Source organism: Actinomadura meyerae, assembly GCF_900188445.1.
In the GTDB taxonomy this organism is placed as follows: Bacteria; Actinomycetota; Actinomycetes; order Streptosporangiales; family Streptosporangiaceae; genus Spirillospora; species Spirillospora meyerae.
The window spans coordinates 83,582-102,725 of sequence record NZ_FZOR01000004.1 but is presented as its reverse complement, the minus strand read 5'-3'; the positions used below and the strand labels follow the sequence as shown (position 1 = coordinate 102,725).

Here is a 19,144-nt window from a genome sequence, read left to right as displayed (position 1 = left end):
CCGCCCATGAGTGCCGAAAGCGAAGTGCGGGAGCGCCGGGAGGATCCGGTGCGCAGGAACCTGGTCAACGCACTGGGCGATCTCTATCGCAGCCGGGGCCTGCTGCTCGGGCTGCTCGCCACGGCGGTGGGGTTACTCCTCATCCTGCTCGCGCCCCACAACGCGACCGAGGTCGCGGTCCGCGGTGACCATCTCGTCATCGGCGGTGGCCAGGACGACCTGTGGACCAAGCTGCGCATCACCGATGTCGGTGTGGCGATCTTCCAGGTCGGGATCACGCTGACCCTGTTCCAGGTACTGCTGAACCAGATCGCCGAGGACAGGTTCGTCGAGCACGTGCGCACCGTGCTGGACGAGCAGCAGGAGGACGTGAAACTGGCGGTCGCCCAGTCGATGGCGGCGAGCGAGAACGTGGAGACCCTACGCCTGTCCCCCGAGGAACTCGACCACGTGATCGAGACCGCCTCGCGGCTGCGCTCGGGGAACCCCGAACTGGGACGGGTCATCTCCCGCAAGCTCCGTACCGGGGTGTTCGAGTCCGAAGAGATATGGCGGAGCCTGGTCGTCCGCGCCGAGATCCTAGAACTCGTGCCCGGCGGCTCCGGCGGCCGGGAGCACGACTACTACGAGGTCTTCTTCCAGTTCGCCTACTACACGACCAACGTGCGCAGGACGCGTTTCGCCTTCCGTGTCGCCAGATGGAAGGACGAGTACGACGTGGCGTTGAGGGCGCAGGACATGGGCGCGGTCTGGCGGCTCCCCTCGACGGGGGAGTTCGACGACGACTGGAGCGCCGGGTTCACCTTCATCGACGCCACATTCGGCGGGCGGCCGGTCTCCTTCGCCCGCAGCGACATCGAACGCGAGTACGTCGGCCACATCCCGACCGAGGATTTCGACGACGGCCAGCAGATCCTGGTCCAGTACTCGTTCAGCGCCAAGGTGCTCGCCAACGGCAACCTGCTGAGTTTCGAGGTTCCGAAGCCGACGTTCGGCGCCACGTACTCGATCAGCGTGGCCGTCCCCGGCATCGAGCGGATCCGCGCCCTGGACTACTTCGGCGCGACTCGTCCCGCGTCCATCAGCTACGCCCCGGGGCTCGACCGCACGCGGGTCATCAGTGTCAGCGTGGACGACTGGATCCTGCCCAAGGCGGGCATGGCGGTGGTCTGGCACCGCCGACCGCCGGAGACCTGACCACCCGTACCCGTCGGACAGCGCGGAGCGTTCCGTCGCGGGTTCGGCGGGAGGCGGTCCCCGTCCTAACGAAGGTCGCCCAGGCCGTGCGGGCGGCGGACTGCCCATCCGGTACTTGTCCGCCAGCGCCAACGTCGTCGTGAGTTACTGCGTCAGATTCCCCGAACCTCATCGGCCGCCAACGCCGGCCTCATCCCGCGCCCCTCTCCATCCGTCGCTCCCCGCCCGAGCTGGCCGGTCTTGAAGCGAGCGAGTCGCTCCAAGACCGGCCCGCGTTCTCATCAGGTCCGGTCGAGTGCTCCCGCCTTGATCTGCTGGAGCAGGTATCCGAACCGGTCGCTGCTCACGGTCAGCCGCCCACCATCGGGATCCTTCGAATCCCGGATAGCGACACCACTGATCACTCCTGCCACCTCGACACACGCCTCATCGTTAATCGCCCCGCTTCGGGAGCTCTTCCGCCAATTGGTCTGCACTCGCCACCTCCAAGATCTCAGCGATACGGGTCCGGGAGGCGTCCTCAGATAGGGCCTTGAACCCGATTCGTTCGTAATCTACGGCGAGTTCCTGTACTTCCGCTGCGTCCTCGATCAGCCGCCCGCCCCGCCGAGCACCGACGTAGGCGACCTGGCGGTTCTTCACGGTGATGAGGCGGAACGGACCATCCAGCCCCAGGTGCGCACCAACCGCCTTGAGGATCAGCCGTACCGACACGTTGGGCAGTTTCCCAAGTTCAAGCAGGTGCCCGAGCTGGCCACACATCACGTCCCGGCCACCGATCTCGGAAGTCACGGCGTCCTCGTCTATCAACACCCAAACATAGGGCGGGGACGGCCGCGACAGGATGGCGTCTTGCCGCGCCATGCGGGACCGGACGGCCTGTTCGACGTCCTCCGCATCGCTCTCCGCAAGGAGAGCACGCATGTAGTCCACGGTCTGGAGGGGCGGCGGGATGATCTGCCCCTGGTAGATCCGGATGACGCTCGACGCAGCCTCATACTGGCCGTGCTGCAAAAACCAGTTCGGATCATGCCCTTTGCGGGCAAATGTAACCAGACGCTCGAAATGACCGCCGGTATCCCATGCCTCGTCGAGCAGCCGAGCCTGCTTCATCTCTAGCTGGACCCGGCCCGCTTCCAGGTTCGAAACATGAGAACGAACGTACCCGATGATCTGCCCGACCTGGGTACCGGTCATACCATGCCTTTTTCGGTAAACCCGCAGGTCGTAGGCTATCCAAGCATGCAGGGAGGACGTGGGGTCGATCTCATCAGCGGCGGTCACCGAGGACCTCCCATTGTTTAGAGAGTTTACGTATACAACCCACCTTAGCCACAAACGGTGATCCTGGAGGGACGATTCGTGAACTCCCCCAGGAAGGACCGGGCGAAAATGATCACAACGCCGGACTGCCTGCTGGTTCCCATGTTGGCGTCGAACGCTGCACCGGGCCTGGCTCGCACGCTGACGCGACCGAGACTCGACAAATGGGGCTACGTCCACATATCGGACGATGCATTCCTAATCGCCTCGGAATTGATCACCAACGCCGTGGCGGCAACGCCCGGCAAGGAGATCCGCTACCAGTGCAGCCGCGACACCGCCGGCGTCCTCATCGCCGTATGGGACGCGAGCCCGACCGTTCCACGAGTGCATCCGCTGATCGAGCTGACGCTCGACACGCTGGATGTCTCCGAGGAGAACTGGGACGACAACGGCGGCCGGGGACTCCCGATCGTCACCGCCCTCGCTACCGAGTGCGGCCACACCCCCGACCCGTCCGGCGGCAAGTGGGTTTGGGCCCGCCTCAAACCCTGACCTGCACTCCAACCTGCGGACGGTCGTCCTTACGAACTGGACCATAAGGGCGACCGGGCCGAGGTCGACTTGCAACGTCGTCCCGCATCGAACTTCGGCAGGATGCTTTGGCCCGCGAAGACGCAAGCGTGTCCCAGCCACAGTCCTACCCCGCTTCGCCCGAAGTACTGTGATAACACAGCCTTCACCCGCCACCTATATGCTCAAGTCATCGCCGTGCTGGTGCCTTAACTGGGTGAGGATAAGGCTTCCAGTACCCAGCACCCCAAAAGCGTAGCGCTTGGCATCATCACGCTTCTGGATATTGTGTCGATCAACATTACCTAGAGCTTGTGCGAATCCCATTCCAAGCATCCGCCACCCCTCCCATTCACCGGACTCTTTGCCCAGCCTGAATTGAGCGTCGTCAGCGAACACCTTGCCAAAAAGACCCTTTCCGACTAGCGATTGACCATTTGGTTTCATAGGGTTGCCGCACCATTGACGAACACGGTCTTCGACAAAAATCGCAGTCTGACTAGCCACCGTCTGCCAATCCTCATTCTGCACATGCCTTTGCACGTGAGCCCAAAGATCGGGATCAAAGGCTGTTTCATCCACCGCCTCGTCACTCGTGCCAGCATCTTCAAGTTCAAATATGGCCGCATCAATCAACCCGCAAGCCTCTCGCAAACCTATTTCAAAGCTCCTGTCGAAATAGGTTTGCGTACTGCCTTCAGTCCACATTCCCGGAGTGTATTTAACCGCGCTAAAGGCGATGACCAGATGGTGGTCAACCCCAAGCGACCTCGTCAGAACAGACTGCACTCGCCCTTTCCAGGAAGCAAAGGTTCCTGATCGATTGAGTTGGACACCTTGTTCCTGAGCTTCTTTTCTCAGTTCTTGGAGCTTGACAACCGCCTGCTGCGATATCATTTGACCTCGTCATGGAGTTTCGGCACTACTTCGACTGCTGGGAGCGACCGTATCACGCACGGCTTAGAAGGACTCATTTCACCATCAACGTCGAGCGACTCTCGTACGCACGTTGGCCTTTCGAAGCTCACGAACCTGCATCATGCCCGACAAGTCCCTTGTCGGGGGTCCACCCCTCACGCTTTGCCCGCTCCAGCCGCTCCGAGAATGCAGCGTGTGCCTGCCGATACTCAGTCTCTCGATCCGCCTTGTGAAACGGCTCCTCATAACCTTCGGGAAGGCTTACCTCTTGGGATCCATCCATAAAGGCCATTAGCTTTTGATATGCATCTCCAATTTGCCCAGCCCCGTACGCGTATGGATCAGCTGCTATCCTGCGACCAGCCGCGTCGAACCACATATTCGCCTCTCGGTCAGCCAGAATTGGATACCGTGACTGGTATATTGCGGACAGTTGTTCTGCGGATATACCCAGCCAGACAGCGACTAGCGCATCAATTTCGACCAAGGCAGCCCTTCGGGCGCGTTCCGTCCTAAGGGCGGTGGCCGTGCTCCATTCATTATCAGCGACCGACAGACGGGGCAGTCCCGGCCACGCCACAGCCCATGATTCTTCAGCCCAGCGCGGGTCGTACAACTCTTCCCATAGTGGTCGGTAGGCCGAAGTTAGGCAGTTCAATCGAAGCGTGCGCAGAAGCAACGCTGAGGCGAGTGGATGGTCTGCGTTAGCTGCAGGCATCGAGTTAGCCTCAGCGTATTGGAGCTCCGACCGACCTGTTATGCGTAGAATATAGTCAATCGGCAAAGATGCCCAGAAACCTGCAGTCAAGGCAGTAGCTACGACATTTCCTGGAATTGCCAGGGAATGTACCACATGCACATGGGTAGGCCCTGGCGGGATTAGAGCGGAAAAAAGAGACCTTTCAGTGCTTTTCGGATCGATCATACGCCGCCAAGCGACTCGATAATACTCGGCATAGCGTCGACCGTTCCAAGTATCCTGCAAGGCGAGATACCTATCCGTATCGCAGGCACGTCGATACACAGCCCGAGGGATAGCATGTTCCGGCAATTCTAGCAGATCCCATGCGCGCCAATCCTTCCCATTCTTGAACGACTCCTTTGGTTCTTTGTAGAATGGATTGGCGATACCGATATGCGATCCTTGCAACACAAGTTCGTCCAGCGATTCTGGTCGCCCAACCCAATGGCGAATGACTCCGGCAGTGCGCGCCCGAGCCTCATCATGACCGCGGCTAATAGAAGGTGACAGGTCAGCAAGTCGGCAACGGTAACTTGCGATCACCTGGATCGCTTCGTTTTCCGAACCCGTAATAGGGTAGAGCAGGTGCGTCTCCTCTATAGGGAGCTTCGCCGCACCAGTCAACTTTTTCCATCGACCCAAAAGATCCGCATCCACCCAGATTACGCGGTCTAGGTGAGGACGCCTATCCCAAGTGCCCTGAAATTTCTGGCGTGGACTCGGGCCGGCGCCATCGTGATCAAGCGATTCCGACAGCACGTTCGCCGCATACAGTTGACTTAGGTGGTAGAACCCAATGGATCGACTGTCACCATAAATGTGAACACCAAATTCGAGTGTTCTACCCGCATCAAAGGCCCAATTAGCAGCATTAACAAAGCTTCCATGAATGCGGAGGTGTCGATAGGAGGCCGCTCGAAGCCTCCCCTCTTTAATGCCTCCGAAGTGTGTGTCAGGGTGAATCAGTCCAGCGCTGCCACCTCTCCGCAGATTAGCCCATGTGCGGATCATAAACGCGCGATAGTAATCCGGCTGGGTGCCATCCAATAGCGGATATGTCGCCTCCATTCCAAGGAAGTCGAGCGTTGCAGCGACTTTGGTAAGTTCGTCTAGATAGAACGGGCGAGCGCCATCGTCCGCAAGACAAGCATTTTTCCGCTCCTGCGATAGACTCGTAGACGCTTTTTCTGCCAGCATGAACCAGGGTTCCAGTTCAGCCAATATGGGCGCCTCTACCCAACGAGGGCGAACCCACGGAGGATTACCTACTTGGAGGTCAAAGCCGCCCCTGTTGAAGACCTGGGCGAACTGTAGTTCCCAGTGGAAGAAGCCTTGCTGACTGGCGATCTCCTCGACGGTTCTCATCCACGGGAAGCGTTCGTTGAGCTTGAATTCGTTGTCCATGCCCATCCAGGCAGGGAGCTGGTCTTCATGCTCGCCCAGCTCCCCCAGTGAGGCGAAGTGGGCGCCGAGGGAGTCTCCCGGGATGTCATGTGCGCCGAGGAGGGCCTCGGCGAAGTCGAGCCAGTCGTCCAGGTCGGCGAGCGGGATCACTGAGCGGCGCTCGACGCGAGCAGGCTTGCGGGGTGACTTGGGCCGCGGCTTCGGCTGGTTGATCGGGATCTGAACAGGAGTTTCCCCGAAGAGTGATGCCGCTTCCCAGTTTTGCGGGAACCCGGCCGGGTCGGGGTCCGGTGCCTCAACCTCGACGGCTGCAGGGGGCATGCTGTCGAGGACATTGCCCTTCAACCGCTCGTAGATGCCGTCCGAACCGTCCAACACGCAGGCCTTGTCCAGGGGCCAGAACCACAGGGCGCACCACGCGTCCATCAACGTTTTGAGCCGCCAGAAGGGCGTGCCCGGGGACTTCAGGTCTTCAAGGATCCGCTCGCGGGAGACGATCTCCTCCCCCGGCTCGCGGAGGTCGTCCGCTCCCCAGACGTGGATGCGGCGGCTGATGTCCCTCTCCGACAGCTCCAACCGCTTGATGACCAACTCCCACAGGTACTCCGCGCGGCGGGCGAGGCCCTGGAGGCGCTGAACCTGGGTGAGCTTCTGTCCCTGCCTCTTCTTGGTGGACGGGTCCTTGAGCATCCCCTTGCGCCAGTCGGCGAGGCGCTTGGCGTCCTCGGGCGCGAGGTTCTTGGCCTCTTTCTCGCTCGCCACCGCTCCCCAGCCCTGGGCGGGCAGCAGGAAGTGGTGGATGTGGCCGTCGGGGATCGGGCCATCGCGGAACGGGTGGTCCTTCGGAGCGGTGGTGAGCCACGCCCTCTTCTTCAGATGCTGCGGCTCGTACAGGCGGCGGCCCGCGCCGATGAGCGAGTTGCCCCGGCGCAGGTGGAGGCCGAACCACGGTGCTTGAAGCCCCTGGTGCATAACGTTCAGCCACAGCGAGACCTCGGCCAGTTCGACGGCCGTCTCGTTGAGGTCCACCCCATACGAGTTGTGCAAGGCGATGTACGCCTTGACCTTCTGGAGTTCTTCCGCGTAGCGGTCGGGTTCGAGGCTCTGGTTCTTCTCGGCCTGGCGCCTCTTGAGGTACTCGGCGGCGACCTGGTTGATGGCCTCGTTGAGGAACGCGCCGGACCCGAGGGCGGGCTCGCAGATCGTCCAGTCGAGGATCTCGCGAGCCTTGGTGACCGTCCCGTCCTGGTCGAGGCGTTCGCGAAGCGCGAGCTGCACGGTGACCTGCGTCAGTGACTCAGGCGTGTAGTAGGACGCACTGGTCTGGCGGTCACGGCCGGCGAGCCGGTAGACGAACGCACCGGGCTTGTAGCGGACGCGCTCGTCGGTCTTGAAGCCGTTCTCGTCCACGCGGCGGACGAAGACGGCGTCCTCGTAGTCGTCGACCTTGGAGGCGGGAATCATCCAGGAGCCGTCCTTCGGGTCACCGTTCTTGGCGACCTCGTACAGCTCCTCCTTCGCGATGAACCCCGTGTACGACATCAGCCCCTCGTACACCGCACCCAACTGATTGATGCCGAGCTGCGCGTACGAGATGAAGCCGCCGCGTTCCTTTCGCTTGCCCTTGGCGAGCATGAGGAGGCGCAGCACTTTATACAGAGCCTCGTTGCGGAGGCGGGTGTCGATGGGTGTGGAGTCGGGGTCGTCCTCGTCCAGGTCGATCGCGGCCTTGCCGATGAAGCGGGTGCGGTCGGGGTCGAACAGGTCCGACTTCAAGGGTTCGAAGCGGAGTCCTTCGCCCTCGGAGTCGAGCGTGCGGCCCGCGCCGCGCGGGTTGTGGCCCTCGTTGACCATGCGGAACAGCAGGTCGAGTGACTCGTAGAGGTGGACGCTGCGGCGCGACTCCTCCGACACCAGGTCGCGGACGATGAGGTCGCCGAGGCGGGCCATGCTGTAGCCCCTGACGTACGCCTCGTCGTCGGTGGGGAGGATGCCGAGTTCCGGGCGGGCCTCGGCGTACAGCAGGAACAGGATCCGGTACAGGTAGCGGAGGGCTTCGCGGCCGAGTTCCTTGGCGAAGGCCGCCGGTTCCATGACGTCTTCGGGGCGGACGCCTTGTTCCCGCATCCGGTCGAGGACCTCGTTGGCGATGATCTCGACGGATTCGCGGAGTCCTTCTCGAAGCTCCTTGGACACGCCGACGGCGTGCTGGCGGGAGCCGGAGAGCAGTTCGGCGAGGGGCTCGGACCCGCCCTCCTCGGGCGGGAGCAGCGAGTCCGCGCTGAACAGGGCGGCGATGGTCTCGATCTCGGCGGTCGCGGCGGTGCTGCGGCCGAGCGCGACGTCCAGGCTGACGGCGAGGTAGCGTCCCTCGCCCCAGGTCATCCGGTCCGCCAGGACGACCACGCCGCCCGCGAGGATCAGCACGTAGCGGGGCGGCTCGTCGGCGGCGAACAGCCACGACGCCAGCTTGTCCCCCGTGCGGAGCATGTGCGGGTGGTCGAGTTCGACGGGGGTGAGGAGCCGTCCGGCGTCGGTGATGTCGAGGGCGGCGTCGACGTCGGGAGCCCATCCACACTCGATCGCGACGACGCTCGGACGGTCGGCCGGTTCGGCGTGCGCGACGGCGACCTCGTACTGCTTGTCCGACCGCTCGACCGTAAGGACGCGGGGCTCGGCGTTGAAGCCCAGGGCGCGGAGGATGTCGCCGTGCAGCTCGTGGAGGGCCTTCTTCCACTCCTCGATCTTCGGGACGTCCTTGCCCTCGCGGACGGTCTCCAGGACGTCCGCGAAGAACGGACGGTCCTTGAAGTAGCTGCGCTTGAGGCCGCGCAGGCCGGTGCGCGGGGTCGGCTTCCCGTCCTTCTCGGCGTCGGCCCAGCGGGCGAGCAGCCCGTCCTTCTTCTTCAGGTCCTTGGGGAGAACCTCGGCCAGGTAGTGGGCCGAGAAGTAGTCGCCGCGGTTGACGATCGAGTCGTACGTCACGAGTCCCCCTCAAGCACGGCGAGGATGCGCAGCAAGGGCTCCCCCGTCGTCTCCAGACTTTCCAGCAACCGCTTCTGATCGGCGACGGTGTCGAACACCTGGCTCCGCTTCCTCGCGCCGTGCGACGTCCCGTCCAGGCTCTTCAAGCTCTCCCGCTCCCACAGTTCGAGCTGCCCGTCGTACTCCCGCAGCGGCCGCGCCACCTCGTCGTCGTGCCGGTCGCGATGCTCGTCCAGGTGGCGGCGCGCGGCCTGGATCGCCGGCTCGATGAGGGGCGTCAGGCGCTCGAAGTCCGGCGCCCGGTTCGTGTTGATCATCGTGGGGCCGACCCCGGCCTCGGTGAGGACCTCGGTCATGTCCCGGACGACCGGTGCGCCGGGCAGGCCGCTGACCGCCATCCAGTCGACCACCGTGGGCTGGCCGAGCGCGTTGGAGTAGATGCCCTGGACGAGGAACGTCGGCTCGTCCACCTTCGCGGCGATGACGGGCGCCTGCCTGCGGACGAGCTGCACCTGCACCTTGTCGACCAGCCACTCCACCATCGGATGCAGGTCGGACAGGTACGCGATGTCCGGCCACATGGTCTTGGTGCGGCGGGCCTCGTCCAGCTTGCGCTGCGCGAGGTCCCGGTCGAAGGTGACCTTCATCCGCTCGGTGATCTTGTGGGTGCGCAGGTAGGACGCCGGCAGCGCGGACAGCCGGTGCACGAGGTCGGAGGGCGGCTCGAACGCCAGCAGCCCGCCGTCGTCGTCGACGCGCAGGGCCGGGCAGACGGTGCGCAGCGCCTCCCGGACGAACTCCTCCGTCGACCCGAACAGCTTCGGGACGCGGGCGCGCTTCACCTCCGCGCGCGCCTCGCCCTGCTCCACGGCGCCGAACAGCTCGGCCATGAAGTCGACCGGCGGCGCCTCCGCGAGGGACTCCTCCACCGACTTGCCCTTGAGGAGGTCCTTGATGAGCCGGTCCTCCTCCTTCTTCGCCGTGAACTCGCGGGTGACGGCCTCCGCCGTCCCGATGCTGCGGTGCGCCTCCTCCTCCCGCTTGAGGAGCTTCTCGGCGACGGTCGTGTCGTCCAGCGCGCCCTCGGTCGCCGAGGTCAGGACGATCGCGCGGAACTGCGGCTCGTGCCGCTGCCCGTACCGGTCGATGCGGCCGTTGCGCTGCTCGATCCGGATCAGGCTCCACGGCAGGTCGTAGTGGATCAGGTGGTGGCACTGGCGGTGCAGGTTCACGCCCTCGGACGCCACGTCCCCGGTGAACAGCAGCCGGACCTTGCTGTCGGATAGGGAGAACTCCTCGACGATCTCCTGCTGCCGCTGGTCGGAGAAGCCGCCGTGCATGATCCGCACCTGGTCGGCGGCGAGCCCGAGTTCGGCGGGGACCGTCCGGGCGAGCCACTCCAGGGTCGGGATGCTCTCGGAGAACACGACCGCCCGCATCGTGCCCTTGGCCTTCACGCCGATGCTCTTCAGCTCGTCCACGAGGGCCTTGAGCTTGGCGGAGTCGCCGTCGCCCATCTGGTCGACCAGGAACGCCAGGTTGTTCAGCGCATCGATCTCGCGCGGCTCGGTCGCGTTCTTCAGCCGCTTGGCGACGGTCGTGCCGAGCGCCACGTGCGACGACAGGAACGCCTTGGCCAGGGTGTAGGGGAACAGGCGGCGGTCGGTGTCGACCACGGAGCCCCCGTCGCGGTCGGGGCCGGGCAGCCAGACCTCGGCCAGCTCCGCGAAGACCGCCTCTTCCTTGGGCGTTGCCGGGGTTCGCAGCGAGATGGACGGGCCGCGGTCGGGCCACCGGCCGCGGATCCGGTCGCGGACCTCGTCGCTGATCTTCGTCCGGCGGATGTAGAGGTGGTCGATGTCGGACGCCGAGTACTTCTTCGGGTCCGCGATGGCTGCCGGGTCGAGCAGCCCGATCAGCTCGGCGAACGACGTGGCGTCGCCGTTGTGCGGGGTCGCGCTCGCCAGCAGCAGCGCGTCGGTGCGGCGGGCGAGGAGGCGGGCCAGCTTGTTGCGGAGGTTGCCCTCGTTGATGAGGTTGTGGGACTCGTCGATCACGACGGCGTCCCAGTGCATGTTCTCCAGGTGCTGCCCGTACCGGCCCTGGTTCTTGAGGGTGTCGACGGAGATGATGACGCGCTTGTAGTACAGGAACGGGTTGCGACCGGCCGGGATGTCGCGCTGGATCCGCTCGATGCCGACCGAGTCGAGCCGCACGAGCGGGATCGCGAACCGCGTCCACAGCTCGTGCTGGAACTGCTCCAGGACCTGCTGCGGCGTCACGACCAGGATGCGCTCGCCGCGGCCCCGGCGGATCAGCTCCGCCAGGATCAGTCCGATCTCCAGGGTCTTGCCGAGGCCGACGACGTCCGCGAGCAGGATGCGCGGCCGCAGCCCCTGGAGCGCGAGTTCCGCCGGCCGCTGCTGGTAGGTGAGCGGGTCGAGGAGGAACCGGTCGGCGAGCGCCAGGCCCCGCTCGGATTGCGGCAGCGGCGTGCGGCGCAGCACCGACTCCAGGTAGAGGCGGCTGCGCGCGAACGCCGAGGACGTGTCGGCGACGAGCTGGGTGTCCTCGGGACGGAGCTGGACGACGTCGTCGATCCCGGTGAAGAAGACCGCGTCCTCGTCCCGGACGAACTCCGAGACCCCCACGGCGGTGATCTTGTAGCCGTCACGGGGTGTGGGGGTGCAGGTGCGCACCATCCACTCCGCGTCGCGGACCTCGATGCGCGCGCCCGGCGCGTACGGGGTCGCGGTCTCTGCGGAGGAGGTCACTCGGCGGGCTCCTAACGGGTCGTTCACGAGAGGGCGTACGGGCGGTGGTGCGGGCCGCCGGTCAGAGTGTGGGGCCGGGGGCGTAGGCGAGGGCCAGCCGGTCCGCGAGCGAGGCGACGACCGGGCGGGGCACCGAGTGCTCCCGATGCCGCGGGCGGGCGGGGCGCCGGGGCGGATCGATGTCGGACGGCGGGTCGTCGGGCCGCGCGATATAGGTGAGCGTCGCGAAATGGACGCGGGCGTCGTTCACCGACAGGCCGGCGGCGTCCAGCACGCGGCAGAACTCGGCGGACGCCTCCGCCGGGGTCGGCCGGGACTCCGGGGCGTGCTCCAGCATCGCCTCGATCGCCGGCGCCAGCGACGCGGGCAGCCCCGACACGTCCGGCCGCTGCTCGGGGTTCATGATCGCGCTGTAGAGGGCGTGCCCGCCCTTCAGCGCGTAGGGGTAGTGCCCGGTCAGCGCGTAGAGCAGCGTGGCGCCCGTCGAGTACACATCGGCCGCCGGGGTGAGGCCCTTCGCCGACTCGACCTGCTCGGGCGGCATGAAGACGGGCGTGCCGAGCCGCATGCCGGTCTGGGTTAGGCCGTCCTCCGCCTCCGCCAGGTCGACGAGGCCGAAGTCGATGAGCTTGGGCCCGTCCGGGCCGAGCAGGACGTTGCCCGGCTTCACGTCGCGGTGCAGGATGCGGGCCCCGTGGATCTCGGTGAGCGCCTCGGCCATCAGGACGCCCAGTACCGCGCCCATCTCCGCCGTGAGCAGGGGGCGGCCGTCCAGGTACTCCTTGAGGGTCGCGCCCCGCACGTACTCCATCGCCAGCCACGGGGGCTCGGCGCCCGGCTCGGACGCCGCCACCAGGCCCGCGACGCGCGGGCCCTGCACCATCCCCAGCGCGAGCACCTCGCGGTCGAACCTCTCCCGGATGCCGTCGCCCGTCAGGCCGTCGCGGATCACCTTGACGGCGACCTGCTCGGCGTCCGGCGTCACCCCGAAGTAGACGGTGCCCATCCCGCCCTGGCCGAGCCTGCCGTGCACCTCGATGCCGCCGATCATCCGTGGATCGGACGGTTCGAGCGGCTTCATCGGCATCCGCCTTCCCAGGACGACGCTGACCGGGGGCATCCGGCCGGACGTCCGGCCGGGTGGCCAGGATAGGCGGGCGCACGAGGCGAGGGCAGCGTTCTCGGGCGGCCGCGCCGCGGAATTGATGCGGGTCCCCCAGCGGGTTTCTCGCCACTGAACCGGGAGGCACGGCTTGCGCTGTGCCGTCATCCCAGGTCGGAGGGGGTTCAAGGAGGGATATCCCTGGTCAGGAGGCGATGTCGGCCCTGCCCCGGCGCGGGGCCTGACACGACTGACCGTAATCGGACAGCGTCTCCGGTCAACCAGGCCGGCGGAGCGTCGAGCGAGGCCGGCGCCCTGCTTCACGGGGACCTCCTCCACAAGACGACCGCCATTACCGGCGCTCACTCTACAAGTGATCGGCCCTCAACACATAGTCTGATGGTCGATTAGATTCACAAGACCAGCCGTGCTGACCGGCAGCGGTCAACCGCTCAGCGGGCCTGAGCGTCACACTGTTCGCGAGGGGGCCTCACGCCTACCACCCGAACCAGGGGTCGTGGGAAGCGCGCTGCCGGAATCGCTCCGGTCCCCGGCAGAGACCTCGCCGGTGGGCCCCGCCGAAGGGGAGAAGGACGACCATGGGGGGCTCCGTGATGGACGAGCTGCCGCGCACCCAGTTGCGGAACGTGCTGGGTAAGTGGCGCAACGACCTGATCGACCTCACCGGGCGGAACCGGCTGCTGAACTTCCGGCACACCCGCACGGCCACACTCGCCATCCGGTCCCCGCAGGCCGGGCTGCTTATCACCAGCCTCGACGCCGGGCTGCGGTTCGCCCCGCTGCCGGAGGACAACACCGAGGACGGCACCGAGGACGAGGGCCTCGTCACGCCGGCGGACACGACCGGCATCGTCACCCAGAAGCGCACGCAGCCCGCACTCGACTCCGCGCTCCGCAGGCTCTACCGCGACTCCAACCAGATGTTCAACGACACCGGGCTGTGGACCCTCCAGCTCGGCGTGGCGTTCCTCAAATGGCGCGAGCCCGGCGCGGAGGGCTTCAACCAGGCGCCGTTGCTGCTCGTCCCGGTGCGGCTCGACCGGCTCGGCCCGGGCTTGTTCCGGCTGGTCACGGAACAGAGCGAGGACGCGGCCCCCAACCCCGCACTGGCCGTCAAGATGGGGCAGCTGGGCCTCGACTGGCCCGACCCCGACGGCATGAAGGACCTGCCCGGCACCCTCGCCGCCGTCCGCGCCGCCGTCGCGGGCCACCGGGACTGGGAGGTCACCGAGGACGTCGTGCTCGCCACGTTCCGCTCCCACAAGGAGGCGATGTACCGGGACCTGCTGGACCACGAGGACCAGATCCTGGCCCACCCCCTTGTACAGGCCATCGGGCTCGGTGAGGCCGCACGGCTGCCCGACGACGCGCTGTACTTCGACCCCCTCGACGCCGACAGGATCGACGAGCTCCAGCCGCCCGAGCTGACGCCGCTGGTCCTGGACGCCGACTCGTCGCAGCGCCAGTGCGTCGCGGCGGCGCTCGACGGCCGGTCGTTCATCATGGACGGCCCGCCGGGCACCGGGAAGAGCCAGACCATCGCCAACATGATCGCGGCGCTCATGCACCAGGGGCGCAGCGTCCTGTTCGTCAGTGAGAAGGCCGCCGCGCTGGACGTGGTCCGCAACCGCCTGGACTCCGTGGGCCTCGGCGCGTTCGTCCTGGCGCTGCACAGCCACCACGCGAGCCGCAAGGAGGTCGCCAGGACACTCGGAGACGCCCTCGCGCGGCGTCCCAAGGCCGTCCGCGCCGGGGCGAATGAGGACCGGCAGCGCCTTCTGCGCACCCGCAGGGAGCTGTCCGCCTACGCGGCGGCGATGAACGAGACCCGGCCGCCGCTCGGACTGACCCTGCACGAGGTGATCGGGCGGCTGAGCGCGCTGGCCGACGTCCCGCCGCTGCCGACCGCCCTTCCGGACGGCCTGACCGCCGAGGGGCTCCGGGACATCCGCACCGCCGCCGAACGGCTGGGCGACGCATGGCGGCCGGTCGCCGAAGGCACCGCGTTCATGTGGCGGGACCTCACCGGAGGCGGGCACCCGCAAACGCGACTCGAGCTGCTGCGCGAGCGCGCCGAAACGCTCCAGCGCCGCCTCGCCGCGCACACCGGACTCACCGAGCCGCTGGGGCTCGCGGAACTGGGCGCCGCCGAACGCCTGCTCGCCCTCCTCGACGCGACGGCCGACCGCCCAGACGTCCCGGAGGCGTGGCTCACCGCGCCCGACCTGGCGGCGTTGCGGATCGAGGTCGCCGACTTCACCACCCGCCTCGCCGGTCTCCGTGCCTCGTTCAGAGCCGCGGCCGACGGGATCGGCGCCGCTTGGGACCGCCTGCCGGCCGATCTCGTGATCTCGCCGACCGTTGATGAGGCGGCGCTCGCCGAACTGCCGGTCGAGGGGCTCGATCTGTCCGGCCTCACGGAGGGGCGACTTCGCGGACTCGCCACTCAGTTCCAGGAAACGGCGCTCATGCTCCGCGACGTCCAGGCGCCTCTGGCGGACATCGCCGCCGTCTACGGCATGCCGACCCCCGACACCACCGATCAGGCACTCGCGTTGTGCAGGCTCACCGACTTCGCGCGGCAGCAGGACCGCCCGGAGGCGGCCTGGCTGACCCGGGACGGCAGAATCGCCGCGGCCGGCGCGGCCGCCGAACTCGAGCACCACGTCACGGCCCTCGTCCGGGCCAGAGCCGCGGCCGACCGGGTGTTCACCGAGAACATCCTCGGCGTCGCGGACTTCCCCGCCATCGTCCGACGATTCATCGAGACCCGTGGCATCGCGAAGATCTCCGCTTCCCACCGCGATGACAAACGGCTTCTGGCAGGGATGACCGTCCGCGGCGAGTGGAGCAAGGAGGCAGCCGAACGGCTGCCGCAAGCCCTCGCCTGGTACGAGGCCGCGGCGGCCCTGAACAGCGCGGCCGCCTCGAAGGGCCCGGTTCTCGGCCGCTACTGGCAAGGCGAGCACACCGACTTCCCACGCATCCGCGGGCTGCTGAACAGCGCTGAGGAGATCGCCCACATCGCGGGCGGCTCTTCCGTCCCACCGGCCCTCGCCCGCCAGGTCTGCGCCGACGGCCGACCCGACGCCGGTGTCCATGCCGCCGCCGATCAGGTCCGCGAACGGCTCGACCGGTGGCGGCGGACACTCGTCCCGGCGCCCCAGCCCGGCGGGCGGCCGCGACTCGCCACCGGGACCCTCGCCGACGCCGCGGCCTGGTACACGGCCCACCTCGGGCCGCTGGCGGTGGGAGCGGATCTCATCGCCGCCGTGCAGCCGGTGCTCGCCGCCTCCGGACCGCTCACGTTCGGCCAGGCGCGCCGCATAGCCGCCCGGGTGGAGGCGGTGCGCGCCGAACGCGAGGCGTTCCTGGCCCGCAGGGCCGGCGACGAGCAGCTGCTCGGCCCTCTCTACGCCGGACTGGACACGGACCCGACGGCTCTCGGCGCTGCGCTCGACTGGGTCGCTGGCGTGCGGTCATCTGACGAGCCCATGCCGGAGCGGGCGGCCCGCGCGCTCCTTTCGTCGGGTCCAGATGAAGAACTGCGCACGGCGTGGAGCGCGTTCCGCGCCGCAGCCACGGACTTCGTCCAGCTCTTCGGCGCCTCGCGGCGCCCCGCCCTGCAGGCCGGGCTCACCGGCACCCCCGAGGCCTTCGCCGAACTCACCGACCGGTTCGCCGCGGACCGGTCCGGCCCCGACGAGTGGCGCTCCTTCCGCGACGCCCGCGAAGTCCTCCGCCGCCACGGGCTCGACGGGCTGATCGTCAGGGCCGCCGAGAAGGGGCTGGACGGCGCGGTCTTCTCGCGGGCCACCGAACGGGCCGTCCTCGAAGCGTGGGCGGAGCAGACCATGGCCGCCGACTCGCGGCTCACGCCCGTCCGGGCCGTCGAGCGCGACAAGCTGGTCGAGCTGTTCCGCGACCTGGACCGGGCCCTGGTCGCCAACGCCCACGCCCAGGTGATCGAGGCATGCAACGCGCGCCGCCCCCGGCCCAACGTCGGGCAGGCCGCCGTCATCCAGCGGGAGGCGGAGAAGAAGAGCAGGCACATGCCCGTGCGGACGCTGCTCGACCGGACGCCCGACATCGTCCCGCTGGTGAAGCCCTGCTTCATGATGAGCCCGCTGACGGTCAGCCAGTTCCTGCCGCCCGGATACCGCTTCGACGTCGTCATCTTCGACGAGGCGTCGCAGGTGCTCCCCCAGGACGCGGTCAACTGCGTCTACCGCGGCGACTCGCTCATCGTGGCCGGCGACCAGAAGCAGCTGCCACCGACGGACTTCTTCGCCCAGAGCGACGACTCGGGCGACGACGAGTACGACGAGGACGTCCCCGACTCCTTCGATTCGCTCCTCGACATGTGCAAGGGCAGCGGCCTCATCCGCAGCCTGCCGCTGTCCTGGCACTACCGCAGCCGGCACGAAGGGCTCATCGCCTTCAGCAACCGCCGGTTCTACGGCGGCGGCCTGGTGACCTTCCCCGGGGCGTTCGAGTCCGGTGACGACGTCGGGGTCACCTTCACCAAGGTCCCTGGCGTCTACGAGCGCGGGCGCAGCCGCCGCAACCCCATCGAGGCGGACGCCGTCGCCGAACGCGTCCTGCACCACTACCGGACCCGGCCCCACCTGAGCCTCGGCGTGGTGGCGATGTCGGACGCCCAGGCGCACGCCATCGAGGACGCGGTGGAACGGGCCCGCGCCGGCCATCCCGAACTCGAACGATTCTTCGCCGAGGATCGCCTCAACGGGTTCTTCGTCAAGAATCTGGAGACCGTCCAGGGCGACGAGCGGGACGTCGTCATCATCTCCGTCGGATACGGGCGCGGCCCGGACGGGCGGCTCACCATGGCGTTCGGGCCCCTCAACCGGGAGAACGGCTGGCGGCGGCTCAACGTCGCCGTGACCCGCGCCCGCCGCCGTGTCGAGGTCATCTCCTCGATCTCCGGTTCCGAGATCCGCGAGGGCACCAACCGGAGCCTCGACCATTTCAAGCGCTACCTCGACTACGCCGAGCACGGACCCGCCGTCCTGGAGCAGGGACCGCTCGCCGACGACGCGGCGCCCGAGAGCCCGTTCGAAGAGTCGGTGCTCGACGTGCTGAGGGACTGGGGATACGACGTCCAGCCGCAGGTGGGCGTCGGCGGCTACCGGATCGACATGGCGGTGCGCCACCCAGCCCTGCCGGGCCGGTTCGCCCTGGGCATCGAGTGCGACGGCGCCATGTACCACTCGTCCAAGGCGGCGAGGGACCGCGACCGCCTGCGGGAGGAAGTGCTGCGCGGCCTCGGGTGGAAGCTGTACCGCATCTGGGGGACCGACTGGTACCGCAACCGGCCCGAGGCCGAGGCACGGCTGCGCGAAGCCGTCGAATCGGCCATCGCCCTGATGACGGAGAAGCCGGAGCCCGGCGATGGGCAGAGCACGGCCGAGAGCGGCCCCGAGCCGCCGTGGGAGGCGGAGCAACCCCGGGTCACCATGGAACCCGCCGCCGAGGAGCAGGAACGCGGCTGGGCGGCCCGCTACCGCCGAGCCCGTGTGGAGGGGCACCTCTACTACTACGAGATGCACGTCCCGGAGTCGCGCGGCCTGCTCCAGCGCATCTTCCGCGAGGTACTCGACGTCGAGGCGCCCGTCCAGCGCGACGTCCTCTACCGGAGGGCGGCGACGGTCTGGGGCGTCGAACGGCTCGGCGCGCGCATCCGCGCCAACCTCGACAAGGCGCTCGGTGACCTGCTGAGGCACGATCCGGCCGTCGAACAGGACGGCGAGACCATCACCTTGCGAGGACGCGAGACCGTTCCCCGCGAACCCGGTGACGGCGTCCTCCGCAGAGTCGCCGAGGTGCCGCCCCGGGAACGGCGGCTGGCGCTGCTCGGCGTCATCGGCGAATCCCCCGGCATGACCGAGACCGAACTGACCACCCACACCGCCCGGTTCTTCGGCTGGAACCGCAGGGGGCCCGACATCACCCGCGCCTTCTCGGAGGACCTGGTGAAGCTTCAGACGGAGGGTTTGATCGACGGTCTTCCCGATCGCATCGTCCTGCGCTGACGCCGCAGACGGCTGGATGTGCGGTCTTTTTCTGAGTCCGGGTCCTGCGCGTACCGCGACGGGAGTACATCGGGCGCAGTACGGCGAGCCGCATAGTGACCGCTCTGGGACG

At 67.3% G+C, this 19,144-nt stretch carries 9 protein-coding genes; 3 read left to right on the top strand and 6 right to left on the bottom strand.

The features are described from left to right. Positions 1 to 6 precede the first annotated feature (6 nt). Positions 7 to 1,197, top strand: a complete 1,191-nt coding sequence (locus CHF16_RS06370) for a hypothetical protein (RefSeq protein ID WP_143227893.1) — start codon at positions 7 to 9, stop codon at positions 1,195 to 1,197. Positions 1,198 to 1,478: 281 nt separating this feature from the next. Here the strand turns inward: CHF16_RS06370 and CHF16_RS06365 are convergent, their stop codons facing one another. Continuing rightward, positions 1,479 to 1,610 (bottom strand): DUF397 domain-containing protein, encoded by a 132-nt coding sequence (locus CHF16_RS06365; RefSeq protein WP_342750077.1) that lies wholly within the window; start codon positions 1,608 to 1,610, stop codon positions 1,479 to 1,481. 19 nt (positions 1,611 to 1,629) lie between these two features. Further along, on the bottom strand, positions 1,630 to 2,481 hold the full coding sequence (locus CHF16_RS06360) for a helix-turn-helix domain-containing protein (RefSeq protein WP_089324970.1): 852 nt from the start codon (positions 2,479 to 2,481) through the stop codon (positions 1,630 to 1,632). 57 nt (positions 2,482 to 2,538) lie between these two features. Here CHF16_RS06360 and CHF16_RS39285 point away from each other — a divergent pair, with 57 nt between their 5' ends. Then, the gene (locus CHF16_RS39285; RefSeq protein ID WP_143227892.1) at positions 2,539 to 3,015 is read left to right on the top strand and encodes an ATP-binding protein; all 477 of its coding nucleotides are present in this window, start codon (positions 2,539 to 2,541) and stop codon (positions 3,013 to 3,015) included. Between the two features lie 195 nt (positions 3,016 to 3,210). Here the strand turns inward: CHF16_RS39285 and CHF16_RS06350 are convergent, their stop codons facing one another. The 4 genes from CHF16_RS06350 to CHF16_RS06335 all read right to left on the bottom strand — a co-directional run bounded on the left by CHF16_RS06350 (position 3,211) and on the right by CHF16_RS06335 (position 12,937). Continuing rightward, positions 3,211 to 3,930, bottom strand: coding sequence for a TIGR02391 family protein (locus CHF16_RS06350; protein ID WP_218826541.1), 720 nt, complete (start codon positions 3,928 to 3,930; stop codon positions 3,211 to 3,213). 127 nt (positions 3,931 to 4,057) lie between these two features. Beyond that, the gene (locus CHF16_RS41240) at positions 4,058 to 9,082 is read right to left on the bottom strand and encodes a class I SAM-dependent DNA methyltransferase (protein ID WP_089324967.1); all 5,025 of its coding nucleotides are present in this window, start codon (positions 9,080 to 9,082) and stop codon (positions 4,058 to 4,060) included. Further along, positions 9,079 to 11,856: a DEAD/DEAH box helicase gene (locus CHF16_RS06340; RefSeq protein ID WP_245868258.1), complete on the bottom strand. Its 2,778-nt coding sequence runs from the start codon at positions 11,854 to 11,856 to the stop codon at positions 9,079 to 9,081. The genes CHF16_RS41240 and CHF16_RS06340 overlap by 4 nt, the downstream gene beginning before the upstream one ends. A 61-nt stretch (positions 11,857 to 11,917) precedes the next feature. After that, positions 11,918 to 12,937 (bottom strand): serine/threonine-protein kinase, encoded by a 1,020-nt coding sequence (locus CHF16_RS06335; RefSeq protein ID WP_179271411.1) that lies wholly within the window; start codon positions 12,935 to 12,937, stop codon positions 11,918 to 11,920. A 620-nt stretch (positions 12,938 to 13,557) separates the two neighbouring features. Here CHF16_RS06335 and CHF16_RS06330 point away from each other — a divergent pair. Beyond that, positions 13,558 to 19,032: a DUF3320 domain-containing protein gene (locus CHF16_RS06330; protein ID WP_089324965.1), complete on the top strand. Its 5,475-nt coding sequence runs from the start codon at positions 13,558 to 13,560 to the stop codon at positions 19,030 to 19,032. Positions 19,033 to 19,144: the final 112 nt, after the last annotated feature.

Bases quoted from the DNA above. Each gene is read 5' to 3' on its own strand.
- CHF16_RS06370 (WP_143227893.1), top strand. From the start codon at position 7: ATGAGTGCCGAAAGCGAAGTGCGGGAGCGCCGGGAGGATCCGGTGCGC.
- CHF16_RS06350 (WP_218826541.1), bottom strand. From the start codon at position 3,930: ATGATATCGCAGCAGGCGGTTGTCAAGCTCCAAGAACTGAGAAAAGAA.
- CHF16_RS06335 (WP_179271411.1), bottom strand. From the start codon at position 12,937: ATGAAGCCGCTCGAACCGTCCGATCCACGGATGATCGGCGGCATCGAG.
- CHF16_RS06330 (WP_089324965.1), top strand. From the start codon at position 13,558: ATGGGGGGCTCCGTGATGGACGAGCTGCCGCGCACCCAGTTGCGGAAC.